10 protein-coding genes and 5 pseudogenes are annotated in these 13,927 nt (G+C 53.9%); 6 read left to right on the plus strand and 9 right to left on the minus strand.

Translation table 11 applies throughout. The features are described from left to right. Window positions 1-63 precede the first annotated feature (63 nt). From AQ981_RS08720 to AQ981_RS08745, 6 genes and pseudogenes are all read left to right on the plus strand, one after another. Window positions 64-273, plus strand: coding sequence for a hypothetical protein (locus AQ981_RS08720; RefSeq protein ID WP_047684755.1), 210 nt, complete (start codon window positions 64-66; stop codon window positions 271-273). Further along, window positions 270-704 carry a gp16 family protein gene (locus AQ981_RS08725; RefSeq protein ID WP_058911350.1) on the plus strand — a complete coding sequence of 145 codons (435 nt, stop codon included), beginning with the start codon at window positions 270-272 and terminating at the stop codon, window positions 702-704. The genes AQ981_RS08720 and AQ981_RS08725 overlap by 4 nt, the downstream gene beginning before the upstream one ends. 15 nt (window positions 705-719) lie before the next feature. Next, entirely contained in the window at window positions 720-1,082 is a 363-nt protein-coding gene (locus tag AQ981_RS08730; protein WP_025712890.1) for a Mor transcription activator family protein, read from the plus strand. A 149-nt stretch (window positions 1,083-1,231) separates the two neighbouring features. Then, a pseudogene (gene dctP / locus AQ981_RS08735) lies at window positions 1,232-1,732 on the plus strand (TRAP transporter substrate-binding protein DctP); the annotation flags it as partial. A 56-nt stretch (window positions 1,733-1,788) separates the two neighbouring features. Then, the gene (locus tag AQ981_RS08740; RefSeq protein WP_058911351.1) at window positions 1,789-2,250 is read left to right on the plus strand and encodes a TRAP transporter small permease; all 462 of its coding nucleotides are present in this window, start codon (window positions 1,789-1,791) and stop codon (window positions 2,248-2,250) included. Then, entirely contained in the window at window positions 2,247-3,569 is a 1,323-nt protein-coding gene (locus tag AQ981_RS08745; protein WP_058911352.1) for a TRAP transporter large permease, read from the plus strand. Before AQ981_RS08740 ends, AQ981_RS08745 begins: the two co-directional genes overlap by 4 nt. 41 nt (window positions 3,570-3,610) lie before the next feature. Here AQ981_RS08745 and alr read toward each other — a convergent pair whose 3' ends face one another. From alr to AQ981_RS27855, 9 genes and pseudogenes are all read right to left on the minus strand, one after another. Continuing rightward, window positions 3,611-4,834, minus strand: a complete 1,224-nt coding sequence (gene alr, locus AQ981_RS08750) for an alanine racemase (RefSeq protein ID WP_058911353.1) — start codon at window positions 4,832-4,834, stop codon at window positions 3,611-3,613. A 721-nt stretch (window positions 4,835-5,555) separates the two neighbouring features. Beyond that, on the minus strand, window positions 5,556-6,920 hold the full coding sequence (locus AQ981_RS08755) for an APC family permease (protein ID WP_058911354.1): 1,365 nt from the start codon (window positions 6,918-6,920) through the stop codon (window positions 5,556-5,558). A gap of 229 nt (window positions 6,921-7,149) precedes the next feature. Continuing rightward, the gene (gene gabT / locus AQ981_RS08760) at window positions 7,150-8,448 is read right to left on the minus strand and encodes a 4-aminobutyrate--2-oxoglutarate transaminase (RefSeq protein ID WP_058911355.1); all 1,299 of its coding nucleotides are present in this window, start codon (window positions 8,446-8,448) and stop codon (window positions 7,150-7,152) included. A 725-nt stretch (window positions 8,449-9,173) separates the two neighbouring features. Beyond that, entirely contained in the window at window positions 9,174-10,370 is a 1,197-nt protein-coding gene (locus tag AQ981_RS08765; protein ID WP_058911356.1) for an MFS transporter, read from the minus strand. Between the two features lie 213 nt (window positions 10,371-10,583). Further along, window positions 10,584-10,794: pseudogene (locus tag AQ981_RS28040) on the minus strand (integrase); the annotation flags it as partial. A 353-nt stretch (window positions 10,795-11,147) separates the two neighbouring features. Next, window positions 11,148-12,266 (minus strand): aspartate-semialdehyde dehydrogenase, encoded by a 1,119-nt coding sequence (gene asd, locus AQ981_RS08770; RefSeq protein WP_058911357.1) that lies wholly within the window; start codon window positions 12,264-12,266, stop codon window positions 11,148-11,150. A 430-nt stretch (window positions 12,267-12,696) separates the two neighbouring features. Then, window positions 12,697-12,798, minus strand: a pseudogene (locus AQ981_RS27850) (VapC toxin family PIN domain ribonuclease); the annotation flags it as partial. 49 nt (window positions 12,799-12,847) lie between these two features. Then, window positions 12,848-13,066: pseudogene (gene vapB, locus AQ981_RS25890) on the minus strand (type II toxin-antitoxin system VapB family antitoxin). Beyond that, window positions 13,063-13,927 (minus strand): annotated as a pseudogene (locus AQ981_RS27855) (hypothetical protein); the annotation flags it as partial. The pseudogenes vapB and AQ981_RS27855, both read right to left, overlap by 4 nt.

A 13,927-nucleotide genomic window follows, 5' to 3' on the forward strand; every position in this document is an offset into this window, starting at 1 on the left:
TGGGAACTGTATTTGCTGCTTTAACCGGCTTCTTCATTTTTAATTTGCTTTGATGGAGATAAAATGATTATTGGCGCACTGATTTTAACCATTATCGGCCTTTTACTCGCCATCATGGCTGGGTATTTGTCGGCAGATAATCTAAGCCCTGTACCAGCCATGCTGGGAGTCATAGGCTCAGTATTTGTTATTGCAGCACTTGCCCTGGCCCATGGCCCGGGCAACGTCAATACCCAGACTTCCATCCCCGTTACTCAGGAGGCAGGTAAATGACACGAACCCAGCTGATTAAAATCATCCATGTGGCAAAGCGTGAGCTGCGCATGGATGAAGATACTTACCGCCAGTTGCTGAATACCTACGCTGGCATTGAATCCACGCGAGAAATGAATATTGGGCAACTGAACCAGATCCTCGATGCGATGAAAAAAATCGGGTTTAAGGTTCGGACTCAGAAGAAAGAAAAGCTCACGGCCACCGACGATCAGTCGAAGAAAATCCGGGCACTGTGGCTGGAAATGGCTGACGAAGGTTTTATTCACGACCGCACCGAACGGGCAATCAACGTCTATGTGCATCGCATTACGGGCGTCAGCCGCCTTGACTGGCTCAATACATCGGCAGCAAGCCGTGTGATTGAGACACTCAAGCAGTGGCAGACTCGCGAACGCAAGGCTCTGGAAGAACTGCAGGGCGCAAAGTGATTTCTGGAGGTCACCATGACAACACCAATGGAGCATAAGCGGCATAAACTGCTGTCTGAAGTTGCCGACCACGTTACTGAGACTGGGGTTGATTACGGTTTATCATCCGAACAGGCTGAACAATTGGGGCTGGCTGTGGCAGATTTTCTGGCATCTCACTTTGGCGGGCAAAACTTCACCTTCCCTCGTGACTACGCATATAAGCTGTCTCTGCGTGATATGCAGATTTATGAAGAATTCCGGGGGAATAACTGGGCTGAGTTAAGTACTAAATACGGCATAACTGAACGAGGGTTACGTAAGCTGATTCACAGGGTACACAAACAAGTGATGGCTCACCGACAACCACAGTTGTTTTCCTTTGGTGATAACGAGTAAAATTATGGGCAGATGAAGAAATTTCTCTGCCCGATTCTTTTTCACTGTATGTAATAGTTTTACAGTAACCATCCCAATAAATCCCCGGGACAGCCATAGAATCCCACAATTATCTCGCTTATCCCTGTTCATTTATCTCACTTCTAATCACCCCGCAGGATCTGGTTGGTATGAAGATCCGCGTGCCTAACAACATTATGCAGATCAAGGCGATTGAGGCGATGGGCGCCACGCCGACCCCGATGCCGCTGGGGGATGTTTACCCGGCGCTGACCCAGGGAATGATCGACGGGGTGGAAAATCCGGTTTCGGTGCTCTACGGCCAGAAGCTGTACGAACAGGCAAAGTACCTGTCGATGGTCAATTATCTGACCAATACCTCTCTGTGGCTCGGCGGCGAAGCCTTCTTCAGCACCCTGCCGGAGGACAAACTGGCGCTGATCCATGAAACCGCCCGCGCCGCCGGTGAATACAGCCAGAAACTCACCCTTGAACAGGACCAGCAGATGCTCAAAGCCATGGAACTGGAGGGTGTGGAGGTCATCTACCCGGACATCGCCCCCTTTAAGGAGAAAGCACTGAAGGTCTACCAGCAGTTCCCGGAATGGAGTCCGGGCCTGTATGACACCATTCAAAACCAGTTGAAATAATTCCCGCGTTTTTCTGACAGTACCGGAACGCTCGCCGTTCCGGTAAGGAGACAGCGATGCGCCTGTTAGGAAAAGCGGCGGATATTGCCGCCGTAATGACACTGTTGGTCCTCGTGGTGATGACCACCATTGGCGTAATCATGCGTTATTGCCTGAATACGCCTCTGCAATGGAGTGAAGAGATGTCCGGCCTGTTGATGATTTGGGTGGTGATGCTGGGTGGGATTGTGGCAGAGCGCGACCGGGTGCACCTGTCGATACCCTTTGTGGTCGACGCGCTACCCACCGCCGCGCGCCGCCTGGCACAGGCGTTGATAAGCCTGATCTCAGCGGGATTGCTGGTCGCCGTGGCCTGGCTGGCCTGGAAACTGGCGCAGGGCACCGCCTTCAAGGTAACTCAGATACTCAAAATATCCTGGTTCTGGATTGATATCGCGGTGACGGTCGGCGCCCTGGGCATTGCCTGTTTATCGCTGTGGCGTCTGTTCAGCGGCTCGCACAGGGGAGAGAAACCATGACGTTATGGGATTCACTGGCCGCTGCGCTCACCGGAAGCTGGCTGGATAACTGGCTGATGATTGTTCCCCTGATGCTCATCTGCCTGTTTCTCAATATGCCGGTATGGCTGGCGATGTTCGCCGGCATTCTGACCTACTTCGTCTGCTACTCAAACGTGCCGCTCACCGTGGCGGTACAGCGGCTGATCGCGACCACCCAAACCCCGTCGCTGCTGGCGATTCCGTTTTTTATTCTGCTCGGCACGCTGATGAGCTACACCGGTATCGCCTCGCGGATCCTCAACATCGCCAACGTGCTGGTGGGGCGCATGCGCGGCGGTCTGGGATGCGCCAACATTCTGGTAAGCACCATGATGGGCGGCGTCAGCGCCTCTAACCTGGCGGACGCGGCGATGCTGTCGCGCATGATGGTGCCGGAAATGGAGCAAAAGGGATACAGCCGCGGTTTCGCCGCCGCCATTACCGCCTGCGGCTCGCTGATCACGCCGATCATTCCGCCGGGCATTGCGCTGATCCTCTACGGGCTGGTGGCGGATGTCTCGATCGGCAAAATGTTTATGGCCGGTATCCTGCCGGGTCTGTTATGCGCCGCGGTTCTGATGCTCACCGTCTGGCTGGTGGCACGCCGCCAGAATTTCCAGCCGTCGCGCATCAGTTGGCCGGGAGGACGGGAAATCGCCGTCTCGCTGGCTCAGGCCTGGCCGGCGCTGTTTCTGATTGTGGCCGTGGTCGGCGGGATCCGCGCCAATATTTTTACCCCCACCGAAGCGGGAGCCGTAGCGGTGCTGATTGTGCTGATTATCGGCTTTGGGGTGTATCGGGAACTGCGGGTCCGCCATGTGTTTCAGGCCCTGTCGGAAACCGCCCGCGCCACGGCGTCGGTGATGCTGATCATCATGGCCAGCGCCGCGCTGGGCTGGATTTTTTCCCTGGAACGGGCCGGCGTGACGGTGGCGCAGTTCGTCACCCATCTGACGGAAAATAAGTATCTGTTTCTGCTGGCGATCAACGTTCTGCTGCTGGTGCTGGGGATGTTTCTGGAAGGCAGCGCTATTCTGTTGATTCTGGTGCCGCTGCTGAAACCGGTCGTCGCCCATTACGGTATCGACCCGGTGCATTTCGGCATCATCATGATCATTAACCTGTCGCTGGGCACCATTTCGCCGCCGGTCGGCACGGTGATGCTACTGGTGTGTAATACGGTTCAGGTCTCCGTGGGGGCGTTTCTGCGCGCCGCCGTACCGCTGATCGTCGCGCTGCTGGCGCTGTTAATGATAATTACCTATATTCCCGCTTTTTCGCTACTGCTGGTGGGGTAAATATACCCGGCTCCCGGGACAAAACGGGAGCCGGATAGCGCTTAATCCACCAGTACTCGCTTGTTGGTGGCGCCCCAAAGAATCGACATCTCAGTGAATAACGCGCCGCTGATGTCTTCCACCTCCTCTGCGCTGACCCGGGCGTTGCCCTGTTTACCGAACAGCACCACCTCATCGCCCGGATTGACCTGCGGCAAATCGGTGACATCCACCATCACGGTATTCATTGAGGTTTTCCCGAGCACCGGCACCCGCTGGCCCTGAATCAGCACATGGCCGGCATTACTGAACACCCGGCGATAGCCATCCGCATAGCCCACCGGGATATTGGCCAGCAGCGAATCGCGTTTCAGGGTGTAAGTGCGGTCGTAGCCCACGGTGTTACCTTTCGGATAGCGGTTCAGGGCGGCAATAGACGATTTAAAAGTCATGACCCGTCGGTATTCGGTGCTGGCAATGGTATCGCCATAGAACACGCCGCCGACCCGCACCATATCCAGCCACGACTCGGGCACCGTCAGCGTGGCGAAAGTATTGGCGACGTGCAATGTCACCGCTTCACGTTTCAGTCCGGTAACAGCCAACACCTGCTGCGCCTGGCTATTAAAGCGCTTCAGGTCGGCGCGGATGCTGGCGGCATCCTCTTGCGGATAATGGGACATGATGCCGACAATGTTCAGGTGCGGCAGGCCGGCGATGGTTTTCGCATCATTGAGACCCTGAGGGTTGCCGACCTCCAGTCCGTTGCGCGACATACCGCCGGCGTTAAGCGCCAGGTGAATACGCAGAGTTTTACCCTGCTGCGCCGCGACGGTATCGAGACGCCGGGCCATATCGACATTCCCGATCAGCTCTTCGACATCGTAGCCGACCGCCTGGCGCATCTCCTGTTCGGTAGCATTACGCACCCGCATCAGGCGCCCGGTAAAGCCGAGGTCGCGCACCGTTTTCAGTTCCTGATTACTGGCGACGCCGATGCACGGTACATTATTTTCCATCATTACCGGCGCCACCAGCGACAGGTCGTGGCCGTAGGCATCGCCTTTAAGGATGGCGCACAGAGAGGATTTGTCCCCGAGCAGCGCCTGGACCTTTTGAGTGTTGTACACCAGCGCGCTGCGCGAGATTTCGATCCAGGCATTATTGACCACCGCCTGTTGGCTGGTTTGCGCCGCCGGGGCAGCGCTACCGACGGTTGTCGCCTGATGACAACCGGCCAGCGTTAACAGAGGGATTAACGCTAAATCACGTAAACGAAAAGACATGCCAGCTCCTTAGCCGATAAAATATAAAAAGCTGGCATGGTTGTATCGATTTTCGCCAGCGCCATCAATTAATGCGAAAAAATAAGCGATGTCAATGGGTTAGTTTTCAATCGGAAAATTGTTGCGGTTAAATCATGATAATCGATTGAATAGACTCAGTAACGCCGATAAACAGCATCAGCCACTACCCAGACATCGATTCTGGTTTTGGTTTCAATATCGGCTTCGACCCTTCCGGAAACGCAGGAAGCCACAGCAATGTTTCCATAATCAGCAGAACTGACTGCGGGGGTTTAATTCCGGCTTAAATCGCCGCTCATTTTCACGGCTGGCCGGATCAGGCCGGAGAGAACCGCCCTGCGGGGAAGCCAGGGCAGGGACAAAACGCCACTGGCGTTTTGCACGACGCCTGCGTCGGCCCCGAAGAGGTGAACCCCGTTTCAGACGGAGCGAATAAATGTTGTCTTCCCCGGCCCGAAGACAGACGTCAAAATGGGCGGGTACCGCGCAGCGGCGATTTCGGGCCAGGAGTCCAGAGGACACGGTGGTGAGCGTCCTCCGGCCGTTCACTAATATCAGGAGCCCGGGAAGGCACAGACATAAAGTTCACGGAACTCCCCCTCCAACTGAAGCGCCCCCTCACCCCACAGCGAACACCCCCAAAAAAATGGCCCCGCCAACCGGCAGGGCCACAAACCTAAACCAAAACCATCACCGGCAACTACTGAGCAACATCCTCATACTGCGGCACCGGGTTGCGGAAACTCTTCGTCACGCAAGCCAGATAAATCAGACCAATCGCGGCCCAGATCAGCCCCAGCACCATGGAACTCTCTTCCAGGTTAATCCACAGTGCGCCAACCGTCAGCGCGCCGCACACCGGCAGGATCAGATAGTTAAAGTGATCTTTCAGGGTTTTGTTACGTTTTTCACGGATCCAGAACTGCGAAATCACCGACAGGTTGACGAAGGTAAACGCCACCAGCGCACCGAAGTTAATCAGCGCCGTCGCCGTCACCAGGTCGAAGTTAATCGCCAGCAGCGCGATAGCGCCAACCAGCAGCACGTTCCACGCCGGAGTACGCCATTTCGGGTGAATATAGCCAAAGAAACGGGTCGGGAAGACGCCGTCACGGCCCATCACATACATCAGGCGGGAAACCCCGGCGTGCGCCGCCATCCCGGAAGCCAGCACTGTCACGCTGGAGAAAATCAGCACGCCCCACTGGAAGGTTTTACCCGCCACATAGAGCATGATTTCCGGCTGAGAGGCTTCCGGATCCTTAAAGCGCGAAATATCCGGGAAGTACAGTTGCAGAAAATAAGACGCGCCGATAAACACCAGCCCGCCAATCAGCGCGGTCAGGAAAATCGCCCGCGGAATAACCCGCTCGGCGTCTTTGGTCTCTTCGGACAGCGACGAAATACCGTCAAAGCCGAGGAATGAGAAGCACAGAATAGTGGCCCCGGTAATCATCGGCACAACGTGGGCTTTATCGTCCCAGAACGGGCGCGAGCTGACCAGCGTACCGGCCCCTTCGCCGTGGGAAACGCCATACACGATCAGCCCGACAATCACCGCCACAATCCCCATTTGCAGGACCACAATCACGGTATTGAAATTGGCGACCGTCTTAATGCTGCGCAGGTTGGAGATGGTCATAAAGGCCACCAGCGCCACCACAAAGATCCACGACGGCACCGAAGGTACCAGCGCTTCAAAATAGATTTTCGCCAGCAGGATGTTGATCATCGGCATAAACAGATAATCAAGCAGTGACGACCAGCCCACCATAAAGCCCACTGTCGGGCTGATGGATTTCTGGGCATAGGTGTAAGCCGACCCGGCGGACGGGAAGCGGCGCACCAGTTTACCGTAGCTCAGCGCGGTAAACAGAATAGCGATCAGCGCGAACGCATAAGCGGTCGCTACGTGGCCGTCGGTCAATCCGGATACGATCCCGAATGTATCGAACAGCGTCATCGGCTGCATATAAGCAAGGCCCATCATTACAACCGGGATTAGCGTAAGGGTTTTACGTAATTCCACACGGCTACCAGGAGTTGTAGTGACGCTATGCGACATGATGAATTCCCCCTACGGCGGAAGCCGTCGCAAAAGCAATAAATTGCCCCATCTTGTATTTCCTCAGCGACACGACTGTCGATTTTCAGCAGGTATCTATCCGGTACGAAGCCCGGCCTCTTGTTTTGAATGACGTATTTGGTATGCCCGCTCTCCCGCGCCTGCGGCGTAAGGCATCACGGGCATACATGCAAAAAAATAACCGACGCCAGACAGCGTCGGTTAGTTCTCATTTTGCAGGACGCGTATTTTGCACCACTTTGAGGCTGGATGACAAGATGTTGAGACCCTCATCAACAATTTCTTTTTCTGCGGTCAGCGGCGCCAGAAAACGGATGACATTTCCCCGCACGCCGCAGGAGAGTAACACCAGTCCCTGACGCCCGGCTTCCTGCACCAGCGCCTGGGTGAGAGCCTTGTCCGGACGCTGGCTGTCGCCCTCTTCCACCAGCTCCATCGCCACCATCGCCCCCACGCCGCGCACATCGCCAATGCAGGGAAATTCCTGCGCCAGGGCGCGTAACCGGCTGACCAGCTGTTCACCCAGGGCGCTCGCCCGCTGGTTTAACTGTTCGCGCTCAATCAGAGAGGTGACCGCCAGCGCCGCGGCAATCGCCACCGGCGAACCGGCGTAAGTGCCCCCCAGTCCGCCGGGAGGCGCTTTATCGAACAGGCTCTTTTTCCCGACCAGCGCCGCCAGCGGGAAACCGCCCGCCAGACTTTTCGCCATGGTGATCAGATCCGGCTCCACGCCGCTGTGCTCAATGGCGAAGGTGCGGCCGGTGCGGCAGAAACCGCTCTGAATCTCATCAACGATCAGCACAATGCCGTGCTTATCGCACAGGGCGCGCAGCTGTTTGAGGAACGCCGGCGAGGCGGCGTAAAATCCGCCTTCGCCCTGAACCGGCTCAATAATGATTGCCGCCACCTCTTCCGGCGCGACATCGGCGGCAAAAATACCCGCCAGCGAGGCCAGCGCCTGAGTATCGCTCACCCCCAGATAAGCCGCCGGATATGGCGCATGGTAGATACCGGCCGGGAACGGGCCATAACCCATCTTATAAGGCTGGACCTTGCCGGTCAGCGCCATACCGAGCAGCGTGCGACCATGAAAGGCGCCGCGAAAAGCGATTACCGCCGAGCGGCCGGTGGCGATACGCGCCACTTTAATGGCATTTTCCACCGCCTCGGCGCCGGTGGACAGCAGCAGGGTCTGGCATGGCGCGCTAATCGGCGCCAGCGCATTCAGCCGCTCAGCCAGAGTAATGTAGTTCGCGTAGGGGGTGACCTGAAAACAGGGATGGGTGAACTGCTCGAGCTGTGCGGTGACCGCTTCTATCACCGCCGGGTGATTATGGCCGGTATTCAACACCGCGATCCCGGAGGCGAAATCAATATAGCGTTTCCCTTCCACATCCCACAGTTCGGCATTTTTCGCCCGGGCGATATAGACCGGCAGCGAGTTCCCGACGCCCTGAGGCACCGCCTGCGTGCGCCGCTGCTGCCATTGTTGATTGGTTTGTTGCATACCCACTCCTTGCACATAAAAGCCCGGCGCGCGCGGCGCCAGGCAAGTGTTGAACAGGACGACTGAATTCGCTGAGCTCTACCTTTAAAACATAGCCAGGGGGGCGGGGTTTGCCAGCGTATGGAGATTGACTATCGGGTGCGGGTTTGGAGGCCAGATTGTGTTTATTTGTCGTGGTGTTGAGCTGATGTGTCTCGCGGCAGGTGGATGGGTTGGATTAGCGCGAGATACGGGCGTTATCAACACCGTTAAACTCTTGCGGACGACAAAATAACGGCTACTGTATCTCCCGGACAATCTCTATGATTCCGACGACGGAAAATATCACAATGGGTAAAAGGAGCTGTCCATGTCTCATTCATCATCGAGAGCAAAAGTTTTGGATACCGCAAGGCCCCTGGCACACAGAGCTTCTCACGCAAGAAGTTGCGCTAACCATGTGGCGAACAGGTTGGGAATTACCCGCAATGAGCTTTTACTAAAAGTTGAAAAAGATTCCGGGTCAAGTCTGGTATCGCCACTCACTGAAGAAGAACTGATGAACGCGTTTAATTATATGGAGAGCCTTTAGCTTTAAGGCGCAGTGAGCGGGAAATGAACATTAGAACACTGAGTTTACCTCGGGAAGTATGCCCAAGATCACGCACAGTAATTTTGGGGCTTAAGTACTTCTATCCCCCGCCAGGGACCGCGTTAAAGACAGGAGCGCATAAGTCATCAGCACGTTATTTTTTCTGGCCGTTTGCCTGCAACTCTTTAAAGATACCCAAAAACGCGATGCCGACAGGAACAAGCGATCCCCACAGGACGGCGTTCCAGCCATAGAGATTGAGCAGCGCCCCCGAAGAAAACGATCCGACGATCATCACGCCAAATACAACAAAATCGTTCAGAGACTGGACCTGGGTCTTTTCCTCTGGTTGGTGATATTCGATGATTTTCGCCGATGCGCCGGTGAAGCCAAAATTCCAGCCAAGGCCCAGCAAAATCAGCGACAGCCAGTAATGGAAAATGTCAGTTCCGCCGAGGCCGGCCAGGGCAGAGAGTGCGGTGATAATCAACCCCGCAGCCGCGACACGCATGGCGCCAAAGCGGTTAATTAATTTGCCGGTAAAAAACCCCGGAGCATACATAGCAATAACGTGCCACTGGACGCCGAGATTTGACGACTGCTGAGAAATGCCATGCATATGCATGGCGAGTGGCGCAGCCGTCATCAGGAAGTTCATCACCATATACGTTACCGCACCGCAGAATACGGTTCTTACAAAGCCAGGCTGCCGGACAATTTCGCGCAGAGGGCGCCCACCCGCTTTTACTGCGCCAGCAGGTTCTGTCGCTTTTACGCCTTTGAGTATCCACGCAGAAACGACGGCCACGAGAGCCTGGGCGATGAACGTGACAGCGAAAGTGTGAGGCGGCATGAGGTCCATGGTTACTGAAACCAGCATCGGGCCAATCACACCGGCGATAACGCCACCTCCCATCACCAGCGACAGCGCATGCGCCCGGCGTTCCGGCGCAACACCATCCGTTGCGGCAAAACGAAAGCTGAGCGCAACCGCGGCATACGCACCACCGAGAAATGCGGCAATGCAAAACAGGATGAATGAGCCAATAACGACGGACAGGGCAGCGATCAGGCCGGTAACGACCCCCGCCCCCGTGCCGACCATGAAAGCGGCTTTACGGCCTTTTTTTCGCGCCAGTGAACCTAGCGGCAGAATACAGGCCGCCATCCCCAGAACAAACATGGTGATAGGCAGCGTTGCCAGCGAGCTACCGGGCGCGATTGCATTGCCAACAATTGCTCCAGTGGCGTAGAAGACTACGGAGTTAGCACCGGCAAGAGCCTGCGCGGCCGACAGACGAATGATATTATTTTTTTGGTCTGCAGCAGGCAGGAAATGTTCTGCGGACATGTGATTAATTCTCCTGATTAATTGTGAGCGCTATCCGGTAGCGCACATGACCCGGTTTCAGTCTGTTAAACACCGCATTTACCCGTTCAAACGGCATCAACGCTGTAACTGGCAGAGTCTGAAAGAAGTAGCTGAATTACAGGGCGTGTTCAGTTTGTGCAGGGGTGTCCTGTCAGGGGGCGCTCAACGCCAATCATCATGCCTGGCATGACCTGTCGCGCAGTTCGACCGCCAGGCACCATCAGATACTTTACGCTTAACCCGATCACAACCCTGGAGTTTACGGTCCACGTCCCTATTGAACAGAGCCAGATCACCTGTTTTTCCTTCCGGTTTGAGTCTGATTCGGATCCTGGATACGGGATATCTGAAGCGGCCTTTTTTGGCCGATAATACGATTTTTGTTCCACGGCGACGTGATCATAATCAAATCACCAGCGGCACAGGAGGTTTGATTATGGTTGTCCCTCAAGGGCGCACATAAGGATTCGTAATGTGTCAATCAACGGGGTGCAGAGCAGACGCGTTAATCCACGTCTGACAGAGAGCGTAAAACCGCTTTGCGGCGATTTTATATATTATGATGAGGTGGTTGCGATCCGCGCGGCAAATCCAGTCGAGAATGTACCATAACAGCAATCCTCTATAAGCAAGAAATGGACCTGAACGTACATGAGTAATATGTGCGACTGAATATGTCAGTGATTATTGATAACTCATTTAAATTAAAGCACCTGTTATACTGTACAGGCGCTTTAATGACCTGCCACTGATAAATTAAATTCTGTTAAGCAGGATATTCAGCATGCGCCGCAACGGTTCCGCCGCTCCCCACAAAAGCTGATCGCCAACCGTCAAAACAGAATAAATGGGTTCATTGTTTAGCGCCATTTTCTTATAACGGCCAATACCGACCTGAAGTGAACCGCTAATGTGGGCCGGGGTTAACCGACTGATACTCTCTTCCTTATTATTTGGCACATAATTAACCCAGGGATGAGAATCTACGACTAACTGAGCAAACTCCGTTTCACTGACTTCGCGCTTAAGTTTTAAGGTAATGGCAGCACTGTGACAACGAATGACGCCAACCCGAATACATAAACCGTTAACAGGGATTGTCCCGGGAGCCAGGCCGAGAATTTTGTTAGTTTCTGCTTCTCCTTTCCATTCTTCGCGGCTATTCCCATCCCCTAAGTCAGTGTCAATCCAGGGAATAATACTGCCCATCAAAGGCGCGCCAAAACTTTGAACAGGCATGCCTGAGCTGTTAATCAGTTCACTGACTTTATTGACTAAAGGAAGCACAGAGCCTGAGCTTGTCAATTCATCCGCGGATAAATGGTGGCTGATATAAGCGCTTTGTGCGATCAATTCTCGTACATATTTAGCACCAGCACCGGATGCTGACTGATAGGTCATGACACTCATCCACTCTATCAGATCGGCCTTTATCAAACCGGCAAGCCCCATCAGACTTAAGGTAATCGAACAATTCCCCCCGACAAAAAGCTTAATTCCGTTTGTGATTGCCCGATCGATATTTTCACGGTTAACCGGGTCGAGAATAATGCAGGCTCTTTCATCCATCCGTAGTGCAGAGGCGGCATCAATCCAATAACCCTTCCAGCCATGGGCAATTAATTCAGGATAAATTGATTTAGTATAATCGCCCCCCTGACACGTTATAATAATATCCATATCTGCCAGTGCATTAATGGAATACGCATCTTTGAGGGTATAACTGACCCCGTCTATAACCGGGCCAGGGGCGCCCACGCTGGATGTACTATAAAAATGCGCAGTAATATTATGAAAGTCGTTCTCTTGCACCATGCGTTGTAGCAAAACCGAACCAACCATCCCACGCCAACCAATAATGCCAACCTGCTTCATTTCATTTACCCTAATGACGTTATGGAAATGTTAATTTTGAGAGATATTTATAACCTATAACAAAACCGACGTCACCACTAATTGCATCGATTGACGGCCTGATAAGAATGTTTAATAAAGCTTTAGAAAAAGTAATACGCGCCATCTCTGAGATAAGGATAAGAATTGAGCTGTTATTATTCTTTTGAATTGGCGATATAATGAACCGTCGAGACCCAGCTTTGCTCTCCATCCATGGAAATGTTGGGGTGAGAGATGTTGGCCAGAACCGCCCCGGAATGGTAACAAGCCGTTTTTACGGTGCAGATTGTCAGTGGCATGCTGCCAAATAATGAATGCGGTGCGGTGTTAGCAACGTCTGCCTGGCACAAAGCGGACTTTTTTCTCTTTGCATCTCATTAACCCAGCCTTCCCGCGTCAGGCCAGGCGTTCACTCAAACTCCGGCGTATTATTCGTCACCAGCACGACACCGGCCGCAATGGCATGTCCGGCAATCGTCGTGTCGTTGGGGCCGCTCGCCGTCCCGGCTATTCACGCAAGATGAACGAGCAGATGTTGGTGCCCGGCATATAAGTCTTACTTATAAGTCAAAGCGTCCTTCGTCACTGGCAACATCCTCACGCTTCGCCATAAAATCCGGGGCGGTTTTCCGGGATGCGCGAAAGAGTCGGCCAGACAGGACGCAGGATACTACTGTCCCCTTCCCGGACGATCGCCAGCTCGCCCACCCCTCAAAATCCAGATCGTGGGGCAGACGGATGGCGCGGTTATTGCCGTTTTTAAAAATGGATACACTCAGGGATATGTCACCATCAATATACTGGATCCCTGGAAAGCACCCGTTGTCGTCGGCTGGCCGTTTAAGGTAACAGTAATATCGAAAGTCTCGGAGGTTGGACCGTAAATAGTTGTCCCCAATGAACCTTTGGATGTTGTCACATTAGCATTCATATTGTTGGTTAACCTGAAACTGCTCGAATTCCCGGGGAGTGTTAGCTTATAGGCTACATTACTCGCACTACACTGTACCGTTATTTGTTTTGACATTGACTTACCTACAGCTTCTGAGCGGCTGAGTGTGCCAAAGTTAAAATCCAGACGTTGTGTCACTGGCGCACAAAAGACTGCCGGTGTCGGTGGAACTGTTGACATCTGGCACTGACTCAGGGGAACAATAAATTCCCTCGCCCCTATTTGCCGCACATAAGTTGGGTACATATCATCCATCGCAAGCTGGAGTAATCCTGCGCACTGCTGCATTGCGCCAGTAGAGTTAGAATAATTCGTTTTGCTGGCCGTAAACGATTGGCCTACCATCGATTTAAGTTCCGTAACGGCGGAACCATAGGTGGTGTGTATTGTATTGGACAGCCAGGTGACCGAGTGATTTCCATTACCAAAATGTGCAGTCCCTGCAGAGTCACCCGTAAGACTAATGACTCCCCAGCGCCAGCCGCCTCCCCCTGCCCAGGCTGGAGGAATAACCTGTGCCGCCTCCGCATCTGTAAGAATTACAGGTACAACCACACCGGTGGTAGTGCAGGTACGAAGGTATCCACCCGGGGGATTTTGATAACCACTCTGCGTGCATGTCCCGCTGGTAAAATTTAACGCTCCCCCTTCAACAATCGCGCTCACACCAGTTGGTAACAGAGAAATA

This window comes from Entomohabitans teleogrylli (assembly GCF_001484765.1).
Classification (GTDB): Bacteria; Pseudomonadota; Gammaproteobacteria; order Enterobacterales; family Enterobacteriaceae; genus Entomohabitans; species Entomohabitans teleogrylli.